This is a genomic window from Enterobacter sp. BIDMC 26, from assembly GCF_000534435.1.
In the GTDB taxonomy this organism is placed as follows: Bacteria; Pseudomonadota; Gammaproteobacteria; order Enterobacterales; family Enterobacteriaceae; genus Enterobacter; species Enterobacter ludwigii.
Genome location: NZ_KI973182.1, coordinates 189,222 through 216,162 on the forward strand (window position 1 = coordinate 189,222; position 26,941 = coordinate 216,162).

General features: G+C 53.9%; 25 protein-coding genes. 10 read left to right on the forward strand and 15 right to left on the reverse strand.

The genetic code is table 11. The features are described from left to right. Window positions 1–33: 33 nt before the first annotated feature. The 4 genes from htpG to L462_RS22345 all read left to right on the forward strand — a co-directional run bounded on the left by htpG (window position 34) and on the right by L462_RS22345 (window position 5,201). Window positions 34–1,908: a molecular chaperone HtpG gene (gene htpG, locus L462_RS22360; protein WP_014168914.1), complete on the forward strand. Its 1,875-nt coding sequence runs from the start codon at window positions 34–36 to the stop codon at window positions 1,906–1,908. 192 nt (window positions 1,909–2,100) lie between these two features. Further along, window positions 2,101–2,745, forward strand: coding sequence for an adenylate kinase (gene adk, locus L462_RS22355; RefSeq protein WP_006809841.1), 645 nt, complete (start codon window positions 2,101–2,103; stop codon window positions 2,743–2,745). Window positions 2,746–2,870: 125 nt separating this feature from the next. Beyond that, entirely contained in the window at window positions 2,871–3,833 is a 963-nt protein-coding gene (gene hemH / locus L462_RS22350; RefSeq protein WP_025204839.1) for a ferrochelatase, read from the forward strand. 63 nt (window positions 3,834–3,896) lie between these two features. Continuing rightward, window positions 3,897–5,201: an inosine/guanosine kinase gene (locus L462_RS22345; RefSeq protein WP_020885178.1), complete on the forward strand. Its 1,305-nt coding sequence runs from the start codon at window positions 3,897–3,899 to the stop codon at window positions 5,199–5,201. A gap of 476 nt (window positions 5,202–5,677) precedes the next feature. On the opposite strand, the gene L462_RS22340 is transcribed toward L462_RS22345, so the two are convergent. The 7 genes from L462_RS22340 to L462_RS22310 form a co-directional block, all read right to left on the reverse strand. Next, window positions 5,678–6,157: an Hcp family type VI secretion system effector gene (locus L462_RS22340; protein ID WP_032677542.1), complete on the reverse strand. Its 480-nt coding sequence runs from the start codon at window positions 6,155–6,157 to the stop codon at window positions 5,678–5,680. Next, the gene (locus L462_RS22335; RefSeq protein WP_032677543.1) at window positions 6,154–6,381 is read right to left on the reverse strand and encodes a hypothetical protein; all 228 of its coding nucleotides are present in this window, start codon (window positions 6,379–6,381) and stop codon (window positions 6,154–6,156) included. Before L462_RS22335 ends, L462_RS22340 begins: the two co-directional genes overlap by 4 nt. A gap of 2 nt (window positions 6,382–6,383) precedes the next feature. Beyond that, window positions 6,384–7,085, reverse strand: a complete 702-nt coding sequence (locus L462_RS22330; RefSeq protein WP_032677545.1) for a hypothetical protein — start codon at window positions 7,083–7,085, stop codon at window positions 6,384–6,386. A gap of 162 nt (window positions 7,086–7,247) precedes the next feature. Further along, entirely contained in the window at window positions 7,248–7,748 is a 501-nt protein-coding gene (locus tag L462_RS25295; RefSeq protein ID WP_032677546.1) for a site-specific integrase, read from the reverse strand. A 300-nt stretch (window positions 7,749–8,048) separates the two neighbouring features. Continuing rightward, window positions 8,049–8,531: an Arm DNA-binding domain-containing protein gene (locus tag L462_RS22320; protein WP_032677548.1), complete on the reverse strand. Its 483-nt coding sequence runs from the start codon at window positions 8,529–8,531 to the stop codon at window positions 8,049–8,051. A gap of 236 nt (window positions 8,532–8,767) precedes the next feature. Beyond that, window positions 8,768–10,444: a YbaL family putative K(+) efflux transporter gene (gene ybaL / locus L462_RS22315; RefSeq protein ID WP_014168917.1), complete on the reverse strand. Its 1,677-nt coding sequence runs from the start codon at window positions 10,442–10,444 to the stop codon at window positions 8,768–8,770. 229 nt (window positions 10,445–10,673) lie between these two features. Further along, on the reverse strand, window positions 10,674–11,882 hold the full coding sequence (locus L462_RS22310; RefSeq protein WP_032677549.1) for an MFS transporter: 1,209 nt from the start codon (window positions 11,880–11,882) through the stop codon (window positions 10,674–10,676). Window positions 11,883–12,051: 169 nt separating this feature from the next. Here L462_RS22310 and ushA point away from each other — a divergent pair, with 169 nt between their 5' ends. After that, window positions 12,052–13,704, forward strand: a complete 1,653-nt coding sequence (gene ushA, locus L462_RS22305) for a bifunctional UDP-sugar hydrolase/5'-nucleotidase UshA (protein WP_014168919.1) — start codon at window positions 12,052–12,054, stop codon at window positions 13,702–13,704. A gap of 89 nt (window positions 13,705–13,793) precedes the next feature. Here the strand turns inward: ushA and ybaK are convergent, their stop codons facing one another. From ybaK to copA, 3 genes are all read right to left on the reverse strand, one after another. Further along, window positions 13,794–14,273 (reverse strand): Cys-tRNA(Pro)/Cys-tRNA(Cys) deacylase YbaK, encoded by a 480-nt coding sequence (ybaK, locus tag L462_RS22300; RefSeq protein ID WP_032677550.1) that lies wholly within the window; start codon window positions 14,271–14,273, stop codon window positions 13,794–13,796. Window positions 14,274–14,472: 199 nt separating this feature from the next. Further along, the gene (locus tag L462_RS22295) at window positions 14,473–15,267 is read right to left on the reverse strand and encodes a TraB/GumN family protein (protein ID WP_025204835.1); all 795 of its coding nucleotides are present in this window, start codon (window positions 15,265–15,267) and stop codon (window positions 14,473–14,475) included. Window positions 15,268–15,317: 50 nt separating this feature from the next. Beyond that, window positions 15,318–17,816 carry a copper-exporting P-type ATPase CopA gene (gene copA, locus L462_RS22290; protein ID WP_032677552.1) on the reverse strand — a complete coding sequence of 833 codons (2,499 nt, stop codon included), beginning with the start codon at window positions 17,814–17,816 and terminating at the stop codon, window positions 15,318–15,320. Between the two features lie 108 nt (window positions 17,817–17,924). On the opposite strand from copA, the gene cueR reads away from it, so the two are divergent. Then, window positions 17,925–18,335 (forward strand): Cu(I)-responsive transcriptional regulator, encoded by a 411-nt coding sequence (gene cueR, locus L462_RS22285; RefSeq protein ID WP_014168923.1) that lies wholly within the window; start codon window positions 17,925–17,927, stop codon window positions 18,333–18,335. Here the strand turns inward: cueR and L462_RS22280 are convergent. Together L462_RS22280 and L462_RS22275 are read right to left on the reverse strand one after the other, a co-directional pair. Beyond that, complete coding sequence (locus tag L462_RS22280) at window positions 18,326–18,784, reverse strand: NfeD family protein (protein WP_014168924.1); 459 nt, start codon at window positions 18,782–18,784, stop codon at window positions 18,326–18,328. The genes cueR and L462_RS22280 overlap by 10 nt on opposite strands. Next, entirely contained in the window at window positions 18,781–19,695 is a 915-nt protein-coding gene (locus tag L462_RS22275; RefSeq protein WP_014168925.1) for an SPFH domain-containing protein, read from the reverse strand. Before L462_RS22275 ends, L462_RS22280 begins: the two co-directional genes overlap by 4 nt. A gap of 217 nt (window positions 19,696–19,912) precedes the next feature. On the opposite strand from L462_RS22275, the gene fetA reads away from it, so the two are divergent. After that, window positions 19,913–20,584: an iron efflux ABC transporter ATP-binding subunit FetA gene (gene fetA / locus L462_RS22270; RefSeq protein WP_032677558.1), complete on the forward strand. Its 672-nt coding sequence runs from the start codon at window positions 19,913–19,915 to the stop codon at window positions 20,582–20,584. After that, window positions 20,577–21,359 carry an iron efflux ABC transporter permease subunit FetB gene (fetB, locus tag L462_RS22265; protein WP_020885171.1) on the forward strand — a complete coding sequence of 261 codons (783 nt, stop codon included), beginning with the start codon at window positions 20,577–20,579 and terminating at the stop codon, window positions 21,357–21,359. Before fetA ends, fetB begins: the two co-directional genes overlap by 8 nt. 49 nt (window positions 21,360–21,408) lie before the next feature. Here fetB and L462_RS22260 read toward each other — a convergent pair whose 3' ends face one another. The 3 genes from L462_RS22260 to tesA are packed head-to-tail and all read right to left on the reverse strand — an operon-like array spanning window position 21,409 to window position 23,744. Beyond that, complete coding sequence (locus tag L462_RS22260; RefSeq protein ID WP_025204830.1) at window positions 21,409–22,263, reverse strand: co-chaperone YbbN; 855 nt, start codon at window positions 22,261–22,263, stop codon at window positions 21,409–21,411. 58 nt (window positions 22,264–22,321) lie between these two features. Further along, a complete protein-coding gene (locus L462_RS22255) occupies window positions 22,322–23,131 on the reverse strand; it encodes an SDR family oxidoreductase (protein ID WP_014168929.1) in 810 nt (269 codons plus the stop codon). Next, on the reverse strand, window positions 23,121–23,744 hold the full coding sequence (gene tesA / locus L462_RS22250; RefSeq protein WP_025206538.1) for a multifunctional acyl-CoA thioesterase I/protease I/lysophospholipase L1: 624 nt from the start codon (window positions 23,742–23,744) through the stop codon (window positions 23,121–23,123). The genes L462_RS22255 and tesA overlap by 11 nt, the downstream gene beginning before the upstream one ends. On the opposite strand from tesA, the gene ybbA reads away from it, so the two are divergent. Further along, on the forward strand, window positions 23,715–24,401 hold the full coding sequence (gene ybbA / locus L462_RS22245) for a putative ABC transporter ATP-binding protein YbbA (protein ID WP_014168931.1): 687 nt from the start codon (window positions 23,715–23,717) through the stop codon (window positions 24,399–24,401). The two genes, tesA and ybbA, sit on opposite strands and share 30 nt — an antisense overlap. After that, the gene (gene ybbP / locus L462_RS22240) at window positions 24,398–26,812 is read left to right on the forward strand and encodes a putative ABC transporter permease subunit YbbP (RefSeq protein ID WP_032677563.1); all 2,415 of its coding nucleotides are present in this window, start codon (window positions 24,398–24,400) and stop codon (window positions 26,810–26,812) included. Before ybbA ends, ybbP begins: the two co-directional genes overlap by 4 nt. Window positions 26,813–26,941 lie beyond the last annotated feature (129 nt).

A 26,941-nucleotide genomic window follows, 5' to 3' on the forward strand; every position in this document is an offset into this window, starting at 1 on the left:
CCCCATTAAATGGCATTGTTGAGGTCGACATAGATGAAAGGACAAGAAACCCGTGGTTTCCAGTCAGAAGTAAAACAGCTTCTGCACCTGATGATCCATTCCCTGTATTCCAACAAAGAAATCTTCCTGCGTGAGCTGATTTCCAACGCCTCCGATGCGGCGGACAAGCTGCGCTTCCGCGCCCTGTCTAACCCGGATCTGTACGAAGGCGACGGAGAGCTGCGCGTGCGCGTCTCTTTTGATAAAGAGAACCGTACCCTGACTATCGCCGATAACGGCATTGGTATGAACCGCGACGAGGTCATCGACCATCTCGGGACCATTGCTAAATCCGGTACCAAAGCGTTTCTCGAATCAATGGGCTCCGATCAGGCGAAAGACAGCCAGCTGATCGGCCAGTTCGGTGTGGGCTTCTACTCGGCGTTCATCGTTGCGGACAAAGTCACCGTGCGTACTCGCGCAGCAGGCGACAGTGCGGATCACGGCGTCTTCTGGGAATCTAAAGGCGAAGGCGAATACACCGTTGATGACATCACCAAAGCGGACCGCGGTACCGAAATCACCCTTCACCTGCGTGAAGGCGAAGATGATTTCCTGAATGACTGGCGCGTGCGCTCCATCATCAGCAAATACTCCGACCATATTGCCCTGCCGGTTGAGATTGAAAAACAGGAAGAGAAAGACGGTGAAACCGTGGTGTCCTGGGAGAAAATCAACAAGGCGCAGGCGCTGTGGACGCGCAATAAGTCTGAAATTAAAGACGACGAATACAACGAATTCTACAAACACATCGCCCACGACTTTACCGATCCACTCACCTGGAGCCACAACCGTGTGGAAGGTAAGCAGGAGTACACCAGCCTGCTGTATATCCCGTCTCAGGCGCCGTGGGATATGTGGAACCGCGATCACAAGCACGGTCTGAAGCTGTACGTCCAGCGCGTGTTTATCATGGATGACGCCGAGCAGTTCATGCCGAACTACCTGCGCTTTGTGCGTGGTCTCATTGACTCCAACGATCTGCCGCTGAACGTCTCCCGTGAAATTCTGCAGGACAGCACCGTCACCCGCAACCTGCGTAATGCACTGACCAAACGTGCGCTGCAGATGCTGGAAAAACTGGCGAAAGACGATGCAGAAAAATACCAGACCTTCTGGAAACAGTTCGGTCTGGTGCTGAAAGAGGGCCCTGCGGAAGATACATCCAACGTAGAAGCCATTGCTAAACTGCTGCGTTTCGCTTCCACTCACACCGACTCCTCTGCGCAGACCGTGTCGCTGGAAGAGTACGTCTCCCGCATGAAAGAAGGGCAGGAGAAGATCTACTACATCACCGCCGACAGCTACGCCGCGGCGAAGAGCAGCCCACACCTCGAGCTGCTGCGTAAGAAAGGCATCGAAGTACTGCTGCTGTCTGACCGCATCGACGAGTGGATGATGAACTACCTGACCGAGTTCGACGGTAAGGCGTTCCAGTCCGTCGCCAAAGCCGATGAGTCGATCGATAAGCTGGCCGATGAAGTGGACGAAAGCGCGAAAGAAGCGGAGAAGGCGCTGGAGCCTTTCGTTGAGCGCGTGAAAACGCTGCTGGGCGATCGCGTGAAAGAGGTGCGTTTCACTCACCGTCTGACTGATACCCCGGCCATTGTCACCACGGATGCGGATGAAATGAGCACCCAGATGGCGAAACTGTTCGCCGCGGCGGGCCAGGCGATGCCAGAAGTGAAATATATCTTCGAGCTGAACCCGGATCATCCGCTGGTGAAACGCGCGGCCGATACGCAGGACGAAGCACGCTTTGCCGAGTGGGTTGAGCTTCTGCTGGATCAGTCTCTGCTGGCCGAGCGCGGCACGCTGGAAGATCCTAACCTGTTCATTAAACGTGTGAATGCGCTGCTGCTGGCGTAATTGACCCGCCTCACCCTGGTCTTCTCCCTCTCCTGTGGGAGAGGACCGGGGGAGGGCACCAGACCGCTCCTTCCCGTTAATCTCCCTTCATTAACCGTTTCAGCCCGCCTGCCTTCCTTGAGCCATATCCGTTCTGGTGGTATTGTTTAGCGCTTTTGAAAAATTGAATCGACTTTTGAGGGGATTTTCGCAATGCGTATTATTCTGCTTGGCGCTCCGGGCGCGGGTAAAGGAACTCAGGCTCAGTTCATCATGGAGAAATACGGTATTCCGCAAATCTCCACCGGTGATATGCTGCGCGCCGCTGTTAAATCTGGCTCCGAGCTGGGTAAACAAGCGAAAGACATCATGGACGCAGGCAAGCTGGTGACCGACGAGCTGGTTATCGCTCTGGTCAAAGAGCGCATTGCTCAGGAAGACTGCCGTAACGGTTTCCTGCTGGACGGCTTCCCACGCACCATTCCTCAGGCTGATGCCATGAAAGAAGCGGGCATCAACGTGGACTACGTGCTCGAGTTCGACGTGCCGGACGAGCTGATCGTTGACCGTATTGTTGGTCGTCGCGTACATGCTGCCTCTGGCCGCGTTTACCACATCAAATTCAACCCGCCTAAGGTTGAAGGTAAAGATGACGTTACCGGTGAAGAGCTGACCACCCGTAAAGACGATCAGGAAGAGACCGTGCGTAAACGTCTGGTGGAATACCATCAGATGACCGCTCCGCTGATCGGTTATTACACCAAAGAAGCGCAGGCGGGTAACACCAAATACGCGAAAGTTGACGGCACCAAAGCCGTTGCTGACGTTCGTGCAGAGCTGGAAAAAATCCTCGGCTAATTGCACCTCTCTCACCCGGGCTCTCCGGGTGAGAAAAATTCTCATCTTACCTATTGCAGCAATGGGTTTCGTTTAAACGCTTTTCCGCTACAATTGAAAACCATTCAAATGGTTAAGAGGCGTGAATGAGTCAGGCGAAAACCGGCATCCTGCTTGCCAATCTGGGTACACCAGATGCACCGACATCAGAAGCGGTAAAACGCTACCTGCGACAATTTTTAAGCGACACGCGCGTCGTGGATACCCCAAGACTGTTGTGGTGGCCGCTGCTGCGTGGCGTCATTCTGCCGATTCGTGCCCCACGTGTAGCAAAGCTTTATCAGTCCGTCTGGATGGAAGAGGGCTCACCGCTGATGGTGTATAGCCGTCGGCAGGAAAAAGCGCTGGCCGCCCGCCTGCCGGATATGCCCGTCGCGCTGGGTATGAGCTACGGTAAACCGTCACTGGAAAGCGCGGTCGACTCGCTGCTGGCGCAGGGCGTCGACCACATTGTGGTACTCGCCCTTTATCCGCAGTATTCCTGCTCGACGGTTGCCGCCGTCTGGGATGAGCTGGCTCGTATTCTGGCGACCCGCCGCCGTATTCCTGGCGTGACCTTTATTCGCGATTACGCCGATAACGAACGCTATATTAAAGCGCTTGCCAGTAGCGCGCGCGCGTCGTTTGAAAAACATGGCGAGCCGGATCTGCTGTTGCTCTCCTATCACGGGATCCCGCAGCGCTTCGCCAATGAAGGGGATGATTACCCGCAGCGCTGCCGCGATACTACCCGTGAGCTGGTCTCAGCCCTCGGCCTGCCGCCAGAGAAAGTGATGATGACCTTCCAGTCGCGTTTTGGTCGCGAGCCGTGGTTAACGCCTTACACCGACGAAACCCTCAAAATGCTCGGTGAGAAGGGCGTGAAACATATTCAGGTGATGTCACCCGGTTTCTCCGCCGACTGTCTGGAAACGCTGGAAGAGATTGCCGTGCAGAACAGAGAGTTCTTCCTCGAGGCGGGCGGGACGAAATACGAATACATTCCGGCCCTTAACGACTCGCCTGAGCATATCGAGATGATGGTGTCGCTGGTGACAAACAGCCGCTGATCGCACTATGGGCCGGGTTTGTGCTACCATTCCCGGCCCATAATCCTTGCACAGTTCAGACCCATGAAATTTCCCGGTAAACGCAAATCTAAACACTACTTTCCCGTTGATGCCCGCGATCCGCTCCTGCAGCAAATCCAGCCGGAAAATGAAACCAGCGCCGCATGGGTCGTCGGTATCGATCAGACGCTGGTGGACATTGAAGCTAAAGTGGATGATGCGTTTGTCGCTCGTTACGGTCTGAGCGCCGGTCACTCGCTGGTGATTGAGGACGATGTTGCCGAAGCCCTGTATCAGGAGCTGACGCGTGAAAACCTGATCACCCATCAGTTTGCCGGTGGCACTATCGGCAACACCATGCACAACTACTCGGTGCTTGCCGACGACCGCTCTGTGTTATTGGGCGTCATGTGCAGCAACATCGAAATTGGTGGCTACGCCTACCGTTACCTGTGCAATACCTCCAGCCGCACCGATCTGAACTACCTTCAGGGCGTTGACGGGCCGATTGGCCGCTGCTTCACGCTGATCAGCGATTCCGGCGAACGTACCTTTGCCATCAGCCCCGGCCACATGAATAAGCTGCGTGCAGAGAGCATTCCGGAAGCGGTGATAGCGGGCGCGTCTGCACTGGTGCTGACGTCGTATCTGGTGCGCTGTAAGCCTGGCGAGCCGATGCCGGAAGCCACCATGAAAGCGATTGAGTACGCGAAGAAATACAATGTGCCGGTCGTTCTGACGCTGGGTACCAAATTCGTGATAGCCGACAACCCCGAGTGGTGGCAGGCCTTCCTGAAGGAACACGTCTCGATTCTGGCGATGAACGAAGAAGAGGCTGAAGCGTTGACCGGCGAGAGCGATCCGCTGCTGGCCTCCGATAAAGCGCTCGACTGGGTCGATCTGGTGCTCTGCACTGCCGGACCGGTAGGGCTGTATATGGCAGGCTTCACGGAAGAAGAGAGCAAACGCAAAACGCAGCATCCACTGCTGCCAGGCGCCATTGCCGAGTTTAACCAGTACGAGTTCAGCCGCGCGATTCGCCATAAAGATTGCGAAAACCCGCTGCGTATTTACTCCCACATCGCGCCGTATATGGGCGGGCCAGAAAAGATCATGAACACCAATGGCGCGGGAGATGGCGCACTGGCGGCGCTGCTGCATGACATCACTGCGAATGCCTACCATAAAACCAACGTCCCGAATTCCAGCAAGCACAAATTCAACTGGCTGACCTATTCGTCGCTGGCGCAGGTGTGTAAGTACGCGAACCGCGTGAGTTATCAGGTGCTGAATCAGCACTCGCCGCGCTTAACCCGCGGTCTGCCGGAGAGGGAAGATAGCCTCGAAGAAGCCTACTGGGACCGATAAAGGCAAAACGGCAACCTTGCGGTTGCCGTATTCGTGTTTGTACCCTCTCCCCGTGGGAGAGGGATATGGAAAATCAAAAAAATTAACCTTTTAAATTAAAAGGTTACATTGGTTTTGTTAAGGTCAATTTTTTTAAAGTTCAACTTTGGTTCAACTAACAAATGACCCAAAAATCACCTCATCCCGTTTATGCATTGATTATGCATAAGCGTACTGAGGAAGTGTAACAGCAAAGAGGCTAATGTTGGGAGGGTACATCCCTGTACTCAATGTTCCTTTTTCCTGGACACTCCCCCCTTATAAGGTGCGTGGGATTCATCTTTCTTTTTAATCCATTCTTCAAAATCACTCTCCAGCCAACCTAAGAAAGTTCCACGACTTTTACGTGGAGCAGGTCAACATACGGCTGGATTGTTGATCAGATATACGGGCCTTTGAAGTAAAATAAAAAAGGGACTCATTAGAGTCCCTTTTTTTCATGCTACCGCTCTTTCATTCCAGGTATCTTTAAAAATTATGTTCCCATCACAATATTTCCATTCGATAGATTCATAGCGGATTTCAACTTCCTCCATATGTTTACTTGCAACGCCAAGAGGAAATAAAACTGGAGAGATTCTTGTTATTTTCACATTTTGCAATGTTATATTAAAATATTCTATCTCTATTCCTGCATCATTAATTCTATACATTTTTATTAAAGCTTCTTTAAACATTCTACCAGTACATACACCTCTGAATAAAAATGGGGTGATGCGATCAATTTCTTTTTCAAATGTGATAGGAACATGTAGGCGCGTTCCAGTTAGCTTTCCTGTATTATGATCTGCAGGAATCCATACAGAATGATTGAAAGATTTAAGCTCAGTCGAACCCAATCGTGTTGGCATTACACATTCACCCATTAAAGGTGAGTTATTTTCATCAGTAAGCCAAATATGTGCTGGTATTGTCATTTTTTTAATCCTTTGTCTTTGAAACGGAAAGCAATTACGAATGTGATTATAAGGATGCCAAGGATTATTTCCCCTGCTATTTTTAAATCATCTATATTGGATGCTACTATGCCAGCAAAGAAAGCAGCAAATATAAATACGCCGTACCAATAAATATCATTCAAACAATCCTGTTTAAAACTATTGAAGAATTGTTTTAAAAATCTCTTGATTGGTTCTAACATAATCACATCATTCTCTTTAAAGCATTAGTAATTTCATTATCAGTCACCGTGCTTATATTTAAATACCCAGCCTTCATAATGATTGGCTCAATAAAGAAATACATCATTTCAAGTGTTTCTACATAAAGTGCATGATAAAATTGTGGCATAAAACTTTTTAATCTATTTGCACTTTCAGAAGATTTGTAAACAATCCCATATAAATTTAATGCTGTAATGGGAATGCCAACCCGTCCACCTAATTTCTTCACAAAAGCAGCCTCTACTGATACGCTCATTTTATTCCCATAACAGATGTAAGATACAACAGAATAAATTAAGGCGCTTTTTGAGGTGTTTTTTATGGCAAGGTTTTTTGTTACTGGAACTAATTTTTCAAGAAGTGTTTTTTTCTGTGTTTCATTTTTGTTTTTGAGGATGGTTTCTATATAAAGCATCATCATCCTGAAAATCAAGTCCCGGTGCTTTATTAGTTGGCCTAAACCCAAAACAAATCTAACATCTTCATCCCTTAATCTTAAGCATACATCATGATAATTTTCAGTTAAACATGATGAGTAATATAAAAGGCGCGTGGCTGCATCACCAAGATTATCCACATAATCAACAAAGCCATCTTTGACACCAGCCATGGCCTTATCTAATCTCACGGCTAATTCTTTGTCGGTTCCTAGTTCTTTAATAATATTTTCACTGTAATACATAATATGTCCCTGTGATTTGATTCGTTGATCATCTTATACGTTTAGCTTTGCTCCAAGTGATCATGCTCTCAGTTCTTGTAAATAGTAAAAAAAAAGCCACCTTCATATTATCTAGATAGATAGGTGGCTTTAAATGATTAAGCTAGTGAATGCAATGTGTAATTAATTGTTGTTCATTATTTCTTTCAGCTTATTTTCCCATTTCAAAAGGGCTTCCAGCTTTTCATCATTGTAATCATATCTGTCATAATGCATGCTCGAAACATCATTCATTGCATGATTCTGGATTCTGTCACGAATATCTTTGCTGATCTTCAATTGTCCAGCAAGGGTCTTAAATGTTCTTCTGAAGTCACGCACGGAGAAGCTCTCAATACAATGGTTTTCGAAAAAGCGTTCAATATTACCTGCAAGTGTCCTGGCATTCATAAATGCTGTTGGCGTTTTCGAGAATTTACCATTTGAGTTTGTTTTGTTTTTTTCTTCCCACTTTCTTAACTTCGTTTCATAATCCTGATTTGGAAAAAGATATTCGTTATCGGGATAACGTGAAATCATCAAATCAATCAAATGGACCGCACTATCGCAAAGAGGCAGGTAATACCATTTTTTAGTTTTTTGAAATTGAGGGTGGAATCGAAAGAGTTCGGCTTTTCTTATCATAGTTATTTTTTGCTAAAGACATTATCTCATAAGGTCGTTGGCCCCCGCAGAAAAATACTAACTGAATGAGAACTGCAACATCGGGATTAAAAAATTCCTTTTCTGTTGTTTTAAGGAGCAAAGCAAGTTCATCAAAATCAAGAAATCTTTCCCCAACATATCCCTCATGCTCTAAAGCAGGAATAGGAGTAACCGGGTTAAAAGGCACGTCGAACATGATGTCGGGCTTATCAAGAAGAAGGGATTTGTCACACTTAACTGCCCATGAAAAAGTGGTTATGCAAGGGTTTACGGATCTCATTAACCCAACCACGCTTTGAGTACGCTGATATACTTTGTTAAGAAATGCTCGGATATCGTTAGTAGTGATTTTTTTACGATGGTACTTTCAGGAAGCAAGCCAGTTTCTAACAGTGTTGATCTGAGGGCTATGTAATGAAGATATGCACGCTTACCGGATGCGATGAAGTCAGCTTTATGTGCTTCTAACAGATCAGCAAGTGTGCCGTTTTTCCTGGCTACCTTTATCACATCCGGGCAAGCAGCTAATGACTCAAATTTCTCCAGAGCGCTACTGATAGTCATATCAGGATAGACACCCAACTTCTCGAATTTTGTACTTTTTCCTACGAAGTGACGATACATAAAGGTTTTGCGTCCAGATGGATAAACGAGAATTCCCACGCGTCCAGTGCCTCGTTCACTGCTGGCATGATACGCTATGTAGGACTTATCTTTTGGAGCAAGATTTTCAATTGCCTTGTTAGTAAAGTTGATTTGCATTATTCATTTCCTTTGCATAATGAGTGTATTTTTATTCACGGTTCAAGCTCAAAAACGGGTTCAAAAAAATGTTTCTTGAACCAGGGCCTGGTGGCGAAAACTCACTCAGGAAATGCAATAAAACTTAATTAAATCAACGTGTTTTAACTTAGATTACTCCGTTGTTTGTTCAATTATTTTGAAATCTCCCCCACTCAGAGTGGGGGAGGGTCAGTCAGGGGCTGCAGGAGGCACACTTACCCCGTCACCACCTCGTCAACCGGCGGTTTCGTTAACAGCGTCAGCATCGCTTTTGCAATTTCGCGTTCACCCATCACCACCTGATCCGCACCACGTTCGGTAATGTACTCCACCTCATCGTCATAATGGGCGCGGGCAATGATCTCAATATTCGGGCATTTTTCACGTGCGGACGCCACAATTTCACCCGCTTCATAGCCGTTTGGAATGGTCAGCAGCAACCAGCGTGCGCAGTCCAGATGCGCGAGATTCATGATCTCTTCGTTTGCCGCATTGCCCAACACCGCGCGAACGCCGCGCTCGCGCAGCTCGTCGACACGGGTACGTGATGTTTCAATCACCACCAGCGGGATCCCCTGCGCCATCAGCTTCTCACCGAGCAGGCTTCCTACGCGGCCAAAGCCGACCAGTAGGGCATGATTGCAAATATCCACCGGGATCTGCTTCTCTTCTTCGATAGCTTCTTCCAGCGTCTGCTCTTCCAGCGTTTCGGTTTTATCGAGGTATTTTTCCAGCAACGCAAACAGGACCGGGTTCAGCATGATGGAGAGGATCGCTCCGGCGAGGACCAGATTTTGCCCGGCCTGCGGCAGCAGATTCAGCGCCATACCCAGGCCCGCCAGAATAAAGGCGAACTCACCAATCTGCGCCAGGCTGGCGGCGATGGTCAGAGCGGTACGCGGCGAGTGGCCAAACATCCGTACCAGGAAGAAGGCGGCAACCGACTTACCAAAGATAATAATCGCCAGGGTGCCCATCACGGCCAGCGGCTGCTGAACCAGAACCATCGGATCAAACAGCATCCCGACGGAGACAAAGAACAGGACGGCGAAGGCGTCGCGCAGCGGCAGCGTATCGTGCGCCGCACGGTGGCTCAGCTCGGATTCGTTCAGCACCATCCCGGCGAAGAACGCGCCCAGTGCAAAGGAGACGTCGAACAGTTCAACGGCACCAAAGGCAATCCCCAGCGCCAGGGCAAGGACAGACAGAGTAAACAACTCACGGGAGCCGGTGGCCGCGCTGCGGGACAGGATCCACGGCACCAGACGGCGGCCCACCAGCATCATAATGGTGATAAACGCCACCACTTTCCCGATGGTGATGCTCATGTCCAGCGCCAGCGTCGCAAAGCCGACGCTCTCTTTTTCCATCATACCGGCGACGGCAGGCAGCAACACCAGCGTCAGCACCATCACCAGGTCTTCCACAATCAGCCAGCCTATCGCGATTTGTCCGCGCTGGCTGTCGATAAGCTGCCTCTCCTCAAGCGCGCGCAGCAGTACGACGGTACTGGCGGTTGAAAGACACAGCCCAAAAACGATACCGGTCATCAGCGACCAGCCAAGCACTGTCGAAAGCGCCATTCCCAGCAGCGTCGCTACGGCTATCTGTGCGATCGCTCCCGGTATGGCGATCGACTTTACCGCCATCAGATCCTTCAGTGAGAAATGCAGACCCACGCCAAACATCAGCAGAATCACGCCTAATTCCGCCAGTTCGGGCGCCAGTTTGGTATCCGCCACGAAACCTGGCGTAAAGGGACCCGCCAGCACACCCGCTAACAAATAGCCCACCAGAGGCGAAATACGCAGTTTATTGGCAATCATGCCGAGGATAAAAGCGAGCACAAGTCCACCAACAATGGTGGTGATAAGCGGTGTGGCGTGATGCATTCCGTCTCCTTTCGTTGTGGGTGTTCCATTTGGTTAAAAAACCAAAAACCGAGTAATAGTTTATGACAATTTTTGCCGTTATGTTTATGAATAATTGTTGAAGTTTGAATAAAACAGCAATATGCGTGTAAAAAAGCGCATTTTGATAAATTAGGCGGGGGGATGCAGAAGAAACCCTTATGGCATCAGGGGGTCAGGCCGCCAAAGTAAAACTTTAGCGACCGTTATATTACGCTTTATGGCGGTTATCAGGCAGGAATATGGTCAACATTCCTAGAAGCGGCAGGAAAGCACAGATTTTATAGACCAGGAAGATGCTGGTGTGGTCGGCAATCATGCCCAGCACTGCTGCACCAAGGCCGCCCATGCCGAAAGCAAAACCGAAAAAGAGCCCGGAAACCATACCGATACGGCCTGGCAGCAGCTCCTGCGCGTAAACAAGGATGGCGGAAAACGCCGAGGCGAGGATAAACCCAATAATCACGGTCAAAATCCCCGTCCACTCCAGGCTTGCATACGGCAAAATAAGGGTAAACGGGGCCACGCCGAGGATAGAGCCCCAAATGACGTATTTGCGCCCGATTTTATCGCCCACAGGCCCGCCGATAACCGTCCCTGCAGCCACCGCAAACAGGAAGGCAAACAGGTGAAGCTGGGCGTTTTGGACCGATAATCCGAATTTTTGCATCAGGTAAAAGGTGTAATAGCTGCTGATGCTCGCCATATAGAAGTATTTTGAGAAAATCAGCACCAGAAGCACGGAGACGGCCAGAATGACCTTATCACGAGGAAGGGGATTGATAACCTTCGCTTTAGGTTTACCTTTGTTCACGCGATGCTGCGCGGCATACCAGCGGCTGATCTGAATCAGTACGATAATCGCCAGCAAGGCTGCCAGCACAAACCACGCTACGTTACCCTTGCCGTACGGAGCGATGATCACCGCTGCCAGCAGTGGGCCGAGGGAGCTGCCAAAGTTACCGCCCACCTGAAAGAGCGATTGCGCCAGCCCGTGACGGCCCCCGGAGGCCATGCGCGCCACGCGTGAGGACTCCGGGTGAAAGACCGACGACCCCGTGCCCACCAGCGCGGCGGCAATCAGCACAGCTTCAAAGCTGCCTGCCATTGCCAGCAGCACCAGCCCGCTCAAGGTAAAACACATGCCAATCGGTAGCGACCACGGCATGGGATATTTATCCGTCCAGTAGCCCACGACCGGTTGCAGAAGTGAGGAGGCCAGCTGGAAGGTCAGGGTGATCATCCCGATCTGCACGAACGTTAACGAAAACTCGGACTGCAGCAGCGGGTAGATCGCGAGAATCAACGACTGGATCATGTCGTTGAGCAGATGTGAAAGACTGATTGCGCCTAACACTTTAAACGAGGTGCGCGACGCCGGAGCGCCAGACACGGGCTGGGTTGATTCACTGATTGCCATAGAGATGAATACCACGTCTTTTGTTATTAGAAATGCAGGGTGTAATTATTATCCAACTAACATACCCGGCAGTGACATTTGAATAAAGTCGCAATTCTGAAAACTTATTTGTCTATTCTTATTAGTCACTGTAATTTTTGCCTTTGTCTATTGGTCAGGGAGAGAGAAGATGAAGTTAATGAAGCGGAGCGTCGCGCTGGCGCTGATCGCCGCCTGGGGTCTGGTTAGCCTGCCCGTGCAGGCCTATGAAAAAGATAAAACCTATAAAATCACCATTCTGCATACCAACGATCACCACGGCCATTTCTGGCGCAGTGAATACGGCGAATACGGTCTGTCGGCACAAAAAACGCTGGTGGATGGCATTCGTAAAGAGGTGGCAGCCCAGGGAGGCAGCGTACTGCTGCTGTCGGGGGGCGATATCAATACCGGTGTGCCGGAATCTGATTTACAGGATGCGGAGCCTGATTTCCGCGGCATGAATCTTATTGGCTACGATGCGATGGCCGTCGGTAACCATGAATTCGATAACCCGCTGACGGTGCTGCGTCAGCAGGAAAAATGGGCCAAATTCCCGTTCCTCTCTGCCAACATCTACCAGAAAAGCACCGGCGAGCGACTGTTCAAACCCTGGGCGCTGTTTAAGCGTCAGGATCTGAAAATTGCGGTCATCGGGTTAACCACCGACGATACGGCGAAAATCGGCAACCCTGAGTTCTTTACCGATATCGAATTCCGTAAACCGGCAGACGAAGCGAAACTGGTCATTCAGGAATTGCAGCAGAACGAAAAGCCGGATGTCATTATTGCCACCACCCATATGGGCCACTACGACAACGGTGAGCACGGCTCGAATGCGCCGGGTGACGTGGAGATGGCTCGCAGCCTGCCTGCAGGCTCGCTGGCGATGATTGTGGGCGGTCATTCACAAGACCCGGTCTGCATGGCGTCAGAGAATAAAAAGCAGGTCGACTACGTGCCAGGCACGCCGTGTGCTCCGGACCGTCAGAACGGTATCTGGATTGTGCAGGCGCATGAATGGGGTAAATACGTGGGGCGTGCGGACTTTGAGTTCCGTAACGGCGAGATGAAGCTGGTGCACTATCAGCTCATTCCGGTCAACCTGAAGAAGAAAGTGACTTACCCTGACGGGAAAAGTGAGCGCGTACTCTACACCCCGGAAATTGCCGAGAACGCACAGATGCTCTCCCTGCTGACGCCCTTCCAGAATAAAGGCAAGGCGCAGCTGGACGTGAAGATTGGTACGCTGAATGGTCGTCTGGAAGGGGACCGCAGCAAAGTTCGCTTTGTGCAGACCAATATGGGGCATCTGGTGCTGGCGGCACAAATGGCGCGCACAAATGCCGATTTTGGCGTGATGAGCGGCGGCGGTATCCGCGACTCCATCGAAGGCGGAAACATCACCTATAAAGATGTGCTGAAGGTTCAGCCGTTCGGTAACATCGTGGTGTATGTCGACATGAGCGGTAAAGAGGTGATTGACTATCTCACCGCCGTGGCGCAGATGAAGCCGGACTCCGGCGCTTATCCGCAGTTTGCCAACGTCAGCTTTGTGGCGAAGGACGGCAAGCTCAACGACCTCAAAATCAAAGGCGAGCCGGTCGACCCTGCCAAAACCTACCGCATGGCAACATTAAGCTTTAACGCCACCGGTGGTGACGGTTATCCGCATATCGACAATAAACCGGGCTATGTGAATACCGGGTTTATCGATGCGGAAGTGCTGAAGCAGTTCATCGAGCAGAATTCACCGATCGACGTGAATACCTACGAGCCGAAAGGCGAGGTGAGCTGGCAGTAGTGCGGTTTTGTGCCGGGGGGCGGCTACGCCTGACCCGGCCTGTATGAGAATCGTCGGCCCGGTAAGCACAGTGCCTCCGGGTCAATTCCTCAATCCCGTCGCGCAATATCCGCAAATGTCGCGTCCAGTATTTTCGCCAGATCGCCTGCGGACAGTTCAATATCCAGCCCGCGTTTGCCGCCGGAAATATAAATAGTGTCGAAGGTCTGCGAAGGGGCATCAATCAGCGTCGGCAGGCGTTTTTTCTGCCCGAGCGGGCTAATACCGCCGACAAGGTAGCCGGTAGTGCGTTGCGCAACCATCGGATCGGCCATATCCACCTTCTTTGCCCCCAGCGCTTTGGCCACTTTCTTGAGATCCAGTTGCCCGGCAACGGGCGTTACCGCAACGGCGAGGTGTTTCATATCACCGTTCACCGCCACCAGCAGCGTCTTATAAACCCGATCGGCGTTCAGCCCCAGTTTGCGCACTACTTCATCACCAAAATTCGTTTCGCTGGGATCGTGATCGTAGGTGTGGATCCGAAAGGGAATGTTGTTTTTTTCGAGTAAGTTAACGGCGGGAGTCATAGCTATCCTTCTTACGACAGACAATTCATGCTGACAGCATACGCCTGACGTTTGTCTAAAAAATAGCACCATCTTGCGCAATAGTATTGGCAGTGATGGTCACTTTGAGCGACAATCGGCTCAACCGAAGGTCTCCTTCGGCATAATAAAAACGATGAAATTCCTCTTTGACGGGCCAATAGAAATATTGGCCATTTTTTTATTTCAGCAGTGACGGCAAATTCCCTTCTCCGTACAAATGTAACGCCCCGACTGCGACCACGTAACGCCCCGCAGGCAACGCATGCAGCGTTTGCTGCCAGGCTTTGTTGCGCTCGTTCATCAGCACATCATACAACGATTCACTGAACGTCGACGGCAGCGCCAGTTTACCGTCCGTGGGCGGCGCATTCAGCCACCAGCCGATCATCGTTTGCAACAGACGCGCGTTGGTGTGCCAGTGGGTCAGGGTATCATCCAGCAGCATCAACCCATCATCAGGAAGCTGGCGCAGCAGGGCTATCTGGCTGTCCGTGCCTTCGAGCTCAATGACTGACAAATGGCGTGCTCTCGCGGCATTCAACAGCTGGTAATCAATACCGTAATCCCCGCGTAGCCCCAGACGCTGCGCCTGGGTCGCCTGCAGGACCATCGCGATTTGCCACAGCGGCAGTGTGTCCAGCATGGAGAGCGACACGCCCGTCTCATCTGCGACGCGCGTCAGTTCAGCAAACTGCGTGTCGTTCAGACGTTCAGCCAGGGGGAGATCGCTTTCGAGGCCGGCAAACGGCGACGTCTGGCCCGAAATATCCGCTTCAACGACCAGCGCATCGGCGCTCTTCAGCAGTTTCATCAGACCGGCTGGCAGCGGGGACATATCCTGCGTGCCCATATGGATGCTGCCCACCAGGTGAAGGTGCTGCCCGCCGGGAAGCGAGATATCCATGCCGGGCCAGGCATAACGGCGGGGGAAGAGGGCGCGAAACGATGTTTTTATACGATTAAACAGACTCATACGCGCTCCATAAACGGAAAGGTTCATGCTAGCGCGTAGGAGAAGAAGGTTCAATCTTTCGGTTTAAACCGCAACAACCGGTTTGCGTTGCTCACCACGGTAATGGACGAGAGCGCCATCGCCGCACCCGCGACAACCGGGTTCAGCAGCGTGCCGGTCAGCGGCCACAAAATACCGGCGGCAATCGGGATACCGAGCGAGTTGTAGACGAAGGCACCCAGCAGGTTCTGCTTCATGTTGCGCAAGGTGGCTTTTGAAATCGCCAGCGCGTCCGCAACGCCCATCAGGCTGTGACGCATCAGGGTGATGGCGGCCGTCTCAATGGCGACATCGCTACCGCCCCCCATCGCAATACCCACTTCCGCCTGTGCCAGCGCCGGCGCATCGTTAATCCCGTCACCGACCATCGCCACCTGGCGACCCTGGCTTTGCAGCGTCTTGATGGCGTCTGCTTTGCCGTCAGGTAACACCCCGGCAATGACCTCGTCAATCCCAGCTTCCCGGGCGATGGCGTTCGCCGTCACAGGATTATCCCCGGTCAACATCACCAGGCGATAGCCCGCGCGATGCAGGCGTTGCAACGCCTGCACGCTGTCCTGGCGTAGCGGATCGCGAATTGCCAGCAGCGCCGCGGCCTTGCCATCAACGGCAAGCAGAACCGGGGTTGCGCCCTGAGAGGCTTGATCTTTCAGGTCTTGTTCCAGGGCAGAGGTCTCAACGCCATGCTCCTTCAGCAGTGCCTGATTCCCCAGCAGCAGCGTGTGCCCTTCGGCGGTACCGCTGACGCCTAAACCGCGCAGGGTGCGGAAATTGCTCACCTGTGGCAGGCTGGCATTCCCGGCTTTCTCAATAATAGCGTGGGCCAGCGGGTGGCTGGAGCCTTGTTCAAGCGCCGCGGCGAGACGCAGCGCGTCATCCTGCGTGATGCCTGCGGTTATCACGGCCACTACCTGCGGTTTCCCTTCCGTCAGCGTGCCGGTTTTATCAAACACCAGCGTGTCCAGCGTGCTCGCCCGCTGCAACGCATCGGCATCCCGTACCAGCACGCCAAATTCAGCGGCACGGCCTACGCCTGAGATGATCGACATTGGCGTGGCAAGACCGAGCGCGCAAGGACAGGCAATGATCAGCACCGTGGTGGCAATCACCAGGGTATAAACAATTTGCGGTGCCGGACCGAAGACATACCAGATAGCCGCGCTCAGCAGCGCGATACCGACCACGACCGGCACAAAAATGGCGGAGATTTTATCGGCCAGCTGACCAATTTCCGGCTTACTGCTCTGTGCCTGACGCACCATGCGAATAATGCGTGACAGCGTAGTATGGCTGCCGACCGCACTGGCGGTGAAAAGCACGCTACCGTCCTGCACCACCGTACCGGCATGAATGGCATCGCCCTGGGCTTTCTGTTGCGGGACGGGTTCTCCGGTCAGCATCGCTTCGTCAAACCAGGCTTCGCCCTGAGTGATTTCACCGTCGACGGGAACGCGGTCGCCGGTGGTCAGGCGCAGCGTCATGCCGGGTTGAACTTCAGCCAATGGGACATTTTTTTCACCCGCATCCGTCACGACGCGCGCGGTCGGTGGGGTTAAATCCAGCAGGCGCTCCAGCGCTTTGGAGGAGCGCTGACGGGCGCGCGCTTCAAGCATATGGCCGAGGTTAATCAGGCCGATAATCATCGCGCTCGCTTCATAATAGAGATGACGCGCTTCCATCGGGAACCACTGGGGCCAGACGTTGACGCTCATGGAGTACAGCCACGCCGCACCCGTGCCGAGTGCGACAAGGGTGTCCATCGTCGCGGTGCGATTTTTCAGGCTTTTCCAGGCGCTGGAGTAGAAGTGACCGCCTGCGAAGACCATCACGGCAAGCGTAATCAACCCAATGACCAGCCACAGCGTGCGGTTATCGTCGGTGACCATCATATTGTCACCGATCATACCCCACACCATGACCGGGACCCCAACCAGCAGCGCGACGATGGCCTGCCAGCGGAAGCGTTTCATGGTGGCGACGGCCGTTTCCTGCTGGCGTTCACGACGTTTGAGGTCATCTTCGATGGCCTCTGCGCCGTAGCCCGCTTTTTCAACGGCCTGCACTAAATCTGCGGCGGAGGCACTGCCCATCACCAGCGCAGTACGCTCCGCAAGATTGACCCGTGCCTGCGCGACACCCGGTACAGCCTGCAAGGCATTTTGTACCCGGGAGACGCAGCTGGCGCAGCTCATGCCGTTGATCAGCAGCTGTTGGCTGTCATCAATATCATCAGCTACCGGAAGCTCAGGAGTGGCCGCTGTCAGTGCTTCCGACGGGGATGATGACTCTGCCAGCGGTTTAGCCTTTGGGTGGCTCAGCTCCGCCCCATAACCAGCCTGTTTGATCGTATCAATCAGCGCATCCGCACTGGCGCTACCGGTGACGGCGGCGTGATCAAGGGTCACTTCAGCGCTGTCTACATCAGGACGCTGTTCCAGACTTTCTTTAACGCGTTTGACACAGTGGCCGCAGGAGAGGCCGTCCAGTGTCAGGTCAATAGTGTGAGACATAACAAAACTCCCGTATAATGATCTGGTCAGATGTTGACCGGCATAACGCTTTTCGCTAACTGTTATGAAGGTTAAACCTTCCATCAAGGGGAAGGTCAAGGGGGAAATGTGAATATCAGTGATGTTGCGAAAAAAACCGGATTGACCAGCAAAGCGATCCGTTTTTATGAAGAGAAGGGGCTGGTGACACCGCCGCTGCGCAGTGAAAATGGCTACCGCAGTTATACGCAACTGCATCTTGATGAACTGACGCTACTGCGCCAGGCGCGGCAGGTGGGATTTAACCTTGAAGAGTGCGGCGAGCTGGTCACCTTATTTAACGATCCGGCGCGCCATAGCGCAGACGTGAAAAAACGTACGCTGGAGAAAGTGGCTGAGATCGAACGCCACATTACCGAGTTACAGGCGATGCGTCAGCAGCTTCTGGCGCTGGCGGAATCCTGTCCGGGGGATGACAGCGCCGACTGCCCGATTATCGATAATCTGTCCGGCTGCTGTCATCGTAAGGCTCATGCCTGACAGGCTTTAACCCGCAGGGTTATCCCTTCCACCGCAATGACCTCAACCTGCGTGCCGGCGCTGAGGTCATCGTCGGCCACCACGGGCCATGAACTGTCGCCCACGCGCATATGTCCGCGCCCGTTAACCAGCGCCGTGTCGAGCGTAAAACGTTTGCCGACAATCTGCTGCCCGCGCTGATTGAGGTGGGCGTCGAGCGGTTTCTGCTCTGTCACCTGGCGGTTAAGCCAGCGCCACCACAGCCAGGCGGCCAACAGCGTCAGCACGGCAAATAACGCCCCCTGCCACGCCCAGTCCAGGGGCAGTAGCCAGACCACTAACCCGGTAATGACAGCAGCAACACCGCTCCAGAGCAGGTAACCGTTGCCGCCAAGCATCTCCGCGGCCAGCAATAAGCCACCGAGGCTTAGCCAGAATGCATGAGGATGTGCGACGATTAGCTCAATCATTTTTTGCGCTCGTTTCCGCTGTCTTTGATAAGTTCAGTGATCCCGGCGATGGAGCCCATCAGGCTGCTGGCATCCAGCGGCATCATCACCACTTTGCTGTTGTTCGCGGAGCCAATCTCTTTCAGCGCGTCAGTGTATTTTTGCGCAACGAAGTAGTTCACCGCCTGGATATCACCCGCCGCAATTGCTTCAGAGACCATCTGGGTGGCGCGGGCTTCCGCTTCTGCAGAACGTTCACGGGCTTCCGCCTGTAAGAAGGCAGACTGGCGTTCACCTTCCGCTTTCAGGATCTGCGACTGTTTTTCCCCTTCGGCTTTCAGGATCTCTGCCTGACGTACCCCTTCAGCTTCCAGAATGTAGGCGCGTTTGGTCCGTTCCGCTTTCATCTGCGCGTTCATGGAGGCGATCAGCTCTGCCGGTGGGCGCACGTCACGGATCTCAATACGGGTAACTTTGATCCCCCACGGGTTGGTGGCCTCGTCGACAATGTGCAGCAGGCGGGTGTTAATGCTGTCGCGCTGAGAGAGCATCTCGTCCAGCTCCATTGAACCGAGCACGGTACGAATGTTGGTCATCGTCAGATTTACGATAGCCAGCTCCAGATTGCTGACTTCATAGGCCGCTTTTGGCGCATCAATAACCTGAATAAAACAGACCGCATCAATGGTGACGTTGGCGTTATCCTTGGAGATCACTTCCTGGGAAGGAATATCCAGCACCTGTTCCATCATATTGATTTTACGTCCAATCCTGTCCATGAAAGGGACAATCAGGCTTAAACCCGGCTGGAGCGTGTTGGTGTAGCGGCCAAAGCGTTCAACGGTCCACTGATACCCCTGTGGGACAATTTTGACGCCAGCGCCGACAATAACCAGCGCAACGAAAATAAGGACAGGTATAACGATAAGCATAAAAACCTCCTGTTTTGCATGCTTTGACGAAGGGAACTGCGTGTGTGTTATGAGTCAGTATATCGGCTATCGGGCTGAAATTCGCCCCTGTAAAGAAGGGGGCGCGACGAATACCGGTAAAACCTTTACTCCAGCCATCGACACACCCTATTCGCGCTGCGTTCGTGAAAGGATTATTCTACGCATGGTTGCAATAAAGGTGGTTACAGGATGCATGATGAACAATAAAAATACGCTCTTGCAGGTCAGGGATGTCGGTTTTCGTGTGGCAAATACCACGATCCTTCAGCATGTCGATTTTTGTCTTTCCCCGGGTGAGTTCAAACTGATAACAGGGCCGTCAGGCTGTGGTAAAAGCACGTTATTAAAGATTGTCGCTTCACTGCTCAGCCCCACTGAGGGCGCTATTCTGTTTGAAGGGCAGGATATCGCGACACTGTCGCCAGAAAGCTATCGCCAGCAGGTCTCTTACTGCGTGCAAACCCCTTCGCTGTTTGGGGACACGGTTTATGACAACCTGGTCTTTCCGTGGCAAATCCGTCATAAAACGCCGGAGCCAGAAAAATTTATCGCCGATCTGGCCCGCTTTGGCCTGTCGAAAGAGACGCTGACTAAATCCATCAATGAATTATCGGGCGGCGAAAAGCAGCGTGTTTCGCTGATTCGCAATCTGCAGTTTTTGCCGAAGATATTGTTACTGGACGAGATCACCAGCGCGCTGGATGAGGTGAACAAACGCAACGTTAACGAGATTATTCATCGTTACGCAAGCGAGCAGAATATTGCCGTGCTGTGGGTTACGCACGATTCAAACGAAATTACCCATGCGGATGACGTCATTACGCTTGAGCCGCAGGGCGGGAAAATGCAGGAGGCAAACCGTGGGTGAGCATAATATTACGAATACGTCGCTGGCGTTTTCGATGGTGCTGGTACTGATCGCTATTGTGGTGAGCTACCGGGAAAAGCTGGGTCTGGAGAAAGATATTATCTGGAGTATCTGCCGCGCGGTTATCCAGCTCATTATTGTCGGCTATGTGCTGAAGTATATTTTTAACGTCAACCACGCGGTGCTGACGCTCCTGATGGTGCTGTTTATCTGCTTTAACGCGGCGTGGAACGCGCAGAAACGCAGTAAGTATATCGATAAGGCGTTTGTCTCATCGTTTATCGCCATTACAACCGGGACGGCGCTGACGCTGGCGGTGCTGGTGGTGTCCGGCTCAATCGAGTTTACGCCGATGCAGGTTATCCCTATTTCCGGGATGATTGCGGGGAACGCTATGGTGGCTGTAGGACTGTGTTACAACAACCTCGGCCAGCGATTTAGCAGTGAACAACAGAAGCTGCAGGAGAAATTAAGCCTGGGGGCGACACCGAAAATGGCCTCGGCGGTACTGATCCGCGACAGCATCCGCTCGTCGCTGATCCCAACGGTGGATTCCGCAAAAACGGTTGGGCTGGTTAGCCTGCCGGGAATGATGTCGGGGCTGATTTTTGCCGGTATCGATCCGGTCAAAGCCATTAAATATCAGATCATGGTGACCTTTATGCTGCTCTCTACGGCCAGCCTGTCGACCATCATTGCCTGCTATTTAACCTATCGGAAGTTCTACAACGCGCGCCATCAGCTGGTGGTGACGCAGTTGAAAAAGGCGGGGTGACCGCCTCTTGTGCAGGCCCGGTGAGCGCTAGCGGCACCGGGCCTGTTCATCAGTAGAGCAGGGCGTACAGCTGACGGCGGTACGTCGACGCCAGCGCATCGCCGGTGCCCAGCGCGGCCAGGATCTCCTGGAACATTTTCCGCGCCTGACCGTCGGCGGCACCCAGATCGTTTTGCAGATGGCTGAACAGCAGTGCCAGCGCTTCTTCGTTACGTCCCACCTGATGCAGCTGCAGCGCCAGCTGGCTTGCCAGCGCGGCATCGGTCGGGTTATCGGCAACCTGCTGTTGAAGCTGCTGGATCTCCGGCGTATCCGCCGCCTGTTTCAGCAGATCGATCTGCGCGACCAGACCCTGATAACGGGTATCCTGATCCTGCAGTGGAATGGTCTTCAGCACAGCTTCTGCATCGTCGGAACGGTGCAGGGCAATCTGCGTTTCCGCAAGGAGCAGGCCAATCTGGCTGTCCTGTTTCGACAGCTGCCACGCCTCTTTGAGCAGCGGCAGCGCTTCGTCGTATTTGCCTTCCTGCATCAGTCCCATGGCTTCCTGCGCCTTCAGCTCTTCCTCGCGTGGCAGGACTTTATCCAGCAGGGCGCGGATTGCTTCTTCAGGCTGTGGCCCCTGGAAGCCATCAACAGGTTGCCCATTCTGGAACAGATAGACGGTAGGAATCGCGCGCAGGCCAAACTGAGACGCCACCATAGGCTCAGCGTCACAATCCAGTTTGGCGAGAATGAACTGGCCATTGTATTGCGCGGCAAGGCTTTCGAGTACCGGCGTCAGCTGCAGACAGTGTTGACTACGCTCAGACCAGAAGTAGAACAGCACCGGTTTGGTCATGGACTGTTCGAGGGTCTGTTGCAGGTTTGCTTCAGTAATATTGACGATATTCTGTACGGACATGCGGCCTTCTCTTTTATCGGTTTGTTATTTACATGGGGGTTAGCGACGACGCTTCAACTCAACCGTGTAAAATTTTGTCCATCATCCGGCCCGGCAGCAGGCGTTTTAACCAGCCTACCGCATGGGTTACCAGCGTCACCGGATAGCGCATTTTTGGGTTTTCGCTCTCAAAAGCATGGCGCACTTTAGCGACGACTGCTTCCGGCCCGAGCGTAAAGCGTGCGGCGATACCGGGGTTTTCGACCGGTTTATCCGCCTGGGTCTGGTTAACGTTTTCCGTAAAGCGGGTGCGGATAGGGCCCGGCTCGATCAGGCTGACCTTAATGCCGCTGTGACGCAACTCCATGCGCAGGGCATCGGACCAGGCCTCCAGCGCATACTTGCTGGCGGCATAGGCCCCGCGGCCCGGGGTTGAAATCAGCCCCATCACGGAGGAGGTCATCACAATGCGTCCTTCACCGTGCGGCAGCATGGCGGGAAGCAGGCGCATGGTGAGCTGATGGACGCCAAAGAAATTGGTGGAAAACTGTTTTTCCAGCTGCTCGCGGGTGAGCGTGTCCAGGGGACCATACACGCCGTAACCCGCATTGTTAAAAAGGCCGTACAGACGGTTGTCGGTCAGGGCCAGTACCTCATCGGCTGCGCGTTCCACGCTTTCCGGTGAGTCTAAATCCAGTAACACACCGGTAAAGCCCAGCCCGTTCATGCGTTCGACGTCGTCGGGTTTACGGCAGGCCGCCAGTACCCAATATCCCTGACGCTTCAACTCGAGTGCACTTTCAAGACCGATTCCGCTGGAACATCCTGTAATTAAGACCGATTTTTGCATAACTTTACCTGTCAGGATCTCCGCTGAATTAGGAGTCATGTTTAACTAAAGGGGCCAGCCGTGTTGCCATCCAGTCGGCAATAAACGGCTGCGCATCGCGATTGGGGTGGATCCCATCGTCTTGCATCCACTGGGGTTTGAGATAGACCTCTTCCATAAAAAATGGCAGCAGCGGAATATCAAACTCGTTGGCAAGCTTTGGGTAGATCGCGCTAAAGGCTTCATTATACCGACGTCCATAGTTGGCGGGCAGGCGAATTTGCATCAGCAGCGGTTGCGCGTTCGCGGCCTTAATATCCTTAAGGATCGTGCGCAGGGTCTGTTCCGTTTGCTGAGGCTGGAAACCACGCAAGCCATCATTACCGCCCAGCTCAACCAGCACCCATCGCGGTTGATGCTGTTTGAGCAAGGCTGGCAGGCGCGACAAGCCTTGCTGCGAGGTATCACCGCTGATGCTGCCATTAATAACCGTTGTCTTACTCTGCCATTTGTCATTGAGCAGAGCTGGCCAGGCCGCGTTGGCCGCCATGCGATAGCCTGCACTCAGGCTGTCACCGAGAACCAGTAACGTGTCCGCTGCCGCCGCGCGGAAGGTCATCAGGATTAAAAACAGGAAGGGCAAATGCCAGCGGAAAACATTGTTGAAGTTCATCGTCTTAAGAAGTCCGTCGGTCAGGGGGAACACGAGCTTTCCATCCTCACCGGAGTTGAACTCGTTGTCAAACGCGCCGAAACCATTGCGCTGATTGGCGAGTCCGGTTCCGGGAAGTCCACGCTGCTGGCCATTTTAGCCGGTCTGGACGACGGCAGCAGTGGAGAGGTCAACCTGGTCGGGCAACCGCTGCATCAGCTTGATGAAGAGGCGCGTGCCGCGCTCCGCGCTCGTCATATCGGGTTTGTCTTTCAGTCCTTCATGCTGATCCCGACGCTCAATGCGCTGGAAAACGTTGAACTGCCGGCACTGCTGCGCGGCGGTAACAGCCGTGAAAGCCGCGCCCACGCGAAGGCATTGCTGGAGCAGCTTGGGCTTGGCAAACGCCTCGACCATCTTCCGGCGCAGCTTTCCGGCGGGGAGCAACAGCGTGTGGCCCTGGCCCGGGCGTTTAACGGCCGCCCGGATGTGCTGTTTGCGGATGAGCCTACCGGAAACCTCGACCGAAAGACCGGGGATAAAATTGCCGACCTGCTGTTTTCGCTCAACCGTGAACACGGTACCACGCTGATTCTGGTGACCCACGATCCGCAACTGGCTGCCCGCTGCGACCGTCGCCTGCGGCTGGTTAACGGTGAACTTCAGGAGGAAGCATGATTGCCCGCTGGTTCTGGCGCGAATGGCGCTCGCCCACGCTGTTGATTGTCTGGATGGCGTTAAGCCTGGCGGTAGCCTGCGTGCTGGCGCTGGGCAGCGTCAGCGATCGCATGGAGAAAGGGTTAAGCCAGCAAAGCCGCGAGTTTATGGCCGGAGACAGGGCGCTGCAAAGCTCGCGTCCCGTCCCGCCGGGCTGGCTTGAGGAGGCGCGTAAGCGTGGACTGAAGGTGGGGGAACAGCTGAACTTTCAGACCATGACCTTTGCCGGCGATACGCCGCAGCTGGCGAGCGTCAAAGCCGTCGACGACCTTTACCCGCTGTACGGTGAACTGCAAACCAGCCCGCCTGGGTTAAAGCCGAAACCGGGCACGGTGCTGCTGGCGCCACGTTTAATGGCGCTGCTGAACCTGAAAACGGGTGACAGCATCGACGTGGGTGACGCCACGCTCCGCATCGCCGGGGAGGTGGTTCAGGAACCTGACTCCGGCTTTAACCCGTTCCAGCTTGCCCCGCGCTTGCTGATGAATGCCGCTGATGTGGCGAATACCCATGCCGTGCAGCCGGGAAGCCGCGTCACCTGGCGCTATAAGTTTGCGGGAACGCCCGCCCAGCTTGACGCGTATGAAAAATGGCTGCTGCCGCAGTTAAAACCGGAGCACCGCTGGTACGGACTGGAGCAGGACGAAGGGGCGCTTGGTAAATCTCTCGAACGGTCTCAGCAGTTCCTGCTGCTTTCAGCGCTGTTAACCCTGCTGCTGGCCGTGGCGGCGGTGGCGGTGGCCATGGGGCACTACTGCCGCAGCCGATACGATCTGGTGGCGATCCTCAAAACCCTCGGCGCGGGCAGCGCCCAGCTGCGTAAGCTGATTGTCGGCCAGTGGCTGATGCTGCTGGTGTTGTCAGCACTCACCGGTGGGGTGATGGGGCTGCTGTTTGAAAAGCTGCTGATGGTCATGCTGAAACCGGTACTGCCTGCCGCACTTCCACCGGCCAGCCTCTGGCCGTGGCTGTGGGCGATTGGCGCGATGATGGTGATCTCGGTGCTGGTGGGGCTTCGCCCGTACCGGCTGTTGCTCGCGACGCAGCCGCTGCGCGTGCTGCGCCGTGACGTGGTGGCCAACGTCTGGCCGCTGAAGTTCTATCTTCCTGTCATTGTTGCGGTTTCGGTTGGGTTGTTGGCCTGGCTGATGGGCGGCAGCACGCTGCTGTGGGCCGTACTGGCCGGGGCGGTGGTGCTGGCGCTGCTGTGTGGTGTGGTCGGCTGGGTGCTCCTTAATGTGCTTAAAAAGCTGACGGTGAAGTCGCTTCCCGTGCGGCTGGCGGTGAACCGTCTGCTGCACCAGCCCTGGTCTACGCTGAGTCAGCTGTCTGCCTTTTCGCTGTCGTTTATGCTGCTGGCACTGCTGCTGGTGCTGCGCGGCGATCTGCTGGATCGCTGGCAACAGCAGCTTCCGCCGGAAAGCCCGAACTATTTCCTGATCAATATCGCCCCTGAGCAGGTGACACCGCTGAAGACGTTCCTGGCGGAACACCAGATTGTGCCGGAGTCGTTCTACCCCATCGTCCGTGCGCGTCTGACGCAGATCAACGGCCAGTCCACGGAGGGAAACAAGGATGAATCGCTTAACCGCGAACTGAACCTGACCTGGCAGGAGAAACGTCCAGATCACAACCCGATTACCGCCGGCAGCTGGCCGCCGAAAGCGGGTGAAGTGTCGATGGAAGAGGGGCTGGCGACGCGCCTGAACGTCAGGCTGGGCGACAGCGTGACCTTTACCGGCGATACCCAGGACTTTAGCGCTAAGGTCACCAGCCTGCGTAAGGTGGACTGGGAAAGCCTGCGGCCGAACTTCTTCTTTATTTTCCCCGCAGGCGCACTGGACGGGCAGCCGCAAAGCTGGCTCACCAGTTTCCGCTGGGAAAACGGCAACGGTATGCTGACCCGGCTGAACCGCGAATTTCCGACGGTCAGCCTGCTGGATATTGGCGCGATCCTTAAACAGGTCGGGCAGGTGCTGGAGCAGGTCAGCCGGGCACTGGAGGTTATGGTGGTGCTGGTGACGATCTGCGGCGTACTGTTGCTGCTGGCCCAGGTGCAGGTCGGGATGCGGCAGCGTCATCAGGAGCTGGTGGTCTATCGCACGCTCGGGGCGAGCAAGCGACTGCTGCGCACCACGCTGTGGAGCGAGTTCGCCCTGCTGGGGCTGGTCTCGGGTCTGGTGGCGGCGATGGGGGCTGAGACGGCGTTAGCCGTGCTGCAGACCCGGGTCTTCGATTTCCCGTGGGAGCCTGACTGGCGGCTGTGGTTCACGCTGCCGGTCTGCGGTGCGGTGCTGCTGTCGCTGTGCGGCGGCTGGCTCGGCACGCGATTGCTAAAAGGGAAAGCGCTGTTCCGTCAGTTTGCCAGTTAGTTCAAATCCGTGATAATTACGCACCGGGTTATCTGCTGGTGCGTAATAATTTAGCAGCACAAATCGGTAATACCCATGCGTTTAGTAGCACAAAACATTAAAAACCCGCGCACACAGCAAGATTATTTC

Bases quoted from the DNA above. Each gene is read 5' to 3' on its own strand.
- htpG (WP_014168914.1), top strand. From the start codon at position 34: ATGAAAGGACAAGAAACCCGTGGTTTCCAGTCAGAAGTAAAACAGCTT.
- adk (WP_006809841.1), top strand. From the start codon at position 2,101: ATGCGTATTATTCTGCTTGGCGCTCCGGGCGCGGGTAAAGGAACTCAG.
- hemH (WP_025204839.1), top strand. From the start codon at position 2,871: ATGAGTCAGGCGAAAACCGGCATCCTGCTTGCCAATCTGGGTACACCA.
- L462_RS22345 (WP_020885178.1), top strand. From the start codon at position 3,897: ATGAAATTTCCCGGTAAACGCAAATCTAAACACTACTTTCCCGTTGAT.
- L462_RS22340 (WP_032677542.1), bottom strand. From the start codon at position 6,157: ATGACAATACCAGCACATATTTGGCTTACTGATGAAAATAACTCACCT.
- L462_RS22335 (WP_032677543.1), bottom strand. From the start codon at position 6,381: ATGTTAGAACCAATCAAGAGATTTTTAAAACAATTCTTCAATAGTTTT.
- L462_RS22330 (WP_032677545.1), bottom strand. From the start codon at position 7,085: ATGTATTACAGTGAAAATATTATTAAAGAACTAGGAACCGACAAAGAA.
- L462_RS25295 (WP_032677546.1), bottom strand. From the start codon at position 7,748: ATGATAAGAAAAGCCGAACTCTTTCGATTCCACCCTCAATTTCAAAAA.
- L462_RS22320 (WP_032677548.1), bottom strand. From the start codon at position 8,531: ATGCAAATCAACTTTACTAACAAGGCAATTGAAAATCTTGCTCCAAAA.
- ybaL (WP_014168917.1), bottom strand. From the start codon at position 10,444: ATGCATCACGCCACACCGCTTATCACCACCATTGTTGGTGGACTTGTG.
- L462_RS22310 (WP_032677549.1), bottom strand. From the start codon at position 11,882: ATGGCAATCAGTGAATCAACCCAGCCCGTGTCTGGCGCTCCGGCGTCG.
- ushA (WP_014168919.1), top strand. From the start codon at position 12,052: ATGAAGTTAATGAAGCGGAGCGTCGCGCTGGCGCTGATCGCCGCCTGG.
- ybaK (WP_032677550.1), bottom strand. From the start codon at position 14,273: ATGACTCCCGCCGTTAACTTACTCGAAAAAAACAACATTCCCTTTCGG.
- L462_RS22295 (WP_025204835.1), bottom strand. From the start codon at position 15,267: ATGAGTCTGTTTAATCGTATAAAAACATCGTTTCGCGCCCTCTTCCCC.
- copA (WP_032677552.1), bottom strand. From the start codon at position 17,816: ATGTCTCACACTATTGACCTGACACTGGACGGCCTCTCCTGCGGCCAC.
- L462_RS22280 (WP_014168924.1), bottom strand. From the start codon at position 18,784: ATGATTGAGCTAATCGTCGCACATCCTCATGCATTCTGGCTAAGCCTC.
- L462_RS22275 (WP_014168925.1), bottom strand. From the start codon at position 19,695: ATGCTTATCGTTATACCTGTCCTTATTTTCGTTGCGCTGGTTATTGTC.
- fetA (WP_032677558.1), top strand. From the start codon at position 19,913: ATGAACAATAAAAATACGCTCTTGCAGGTCAGGGATGTCGGTTTTCGT.
- L462_RS22260 (WP_025204830.1), bottom strand. From the start codon at position 22,263: ATGTCCGTACAGAATATCGTCAATATTACTGAAGCAAACCTGCAACAG.
- L462_RS22255 (WP_014168929.1), bottom strand. From the start codon at position 23,131: ATGACTCCTAATTCAGCGGAGATCCTGACAGGTAAAGTTATGCAAAAA.
- ybbA (WP_014168931.1), top strand. From the start codon at position 23,715: ATGCCAGCGGAAAACATTGTTGAAGTTCATCGTCTTAAGAAGTCCGTC.
- tesA (WP_025206538.1), bottom strand. From the start codon at position 23,744: ATGAACTTCAACAATGTTTTCCGCTGGCATTTGCCCTTCCTGTTTTTA.
- ybbP (WP_032677563.1), top strand. From the start codon at position 24,398: ATGATTGCCCGCTGGTTCTGGCGCGAATGGCGCTCGCCCACGCTGTTG.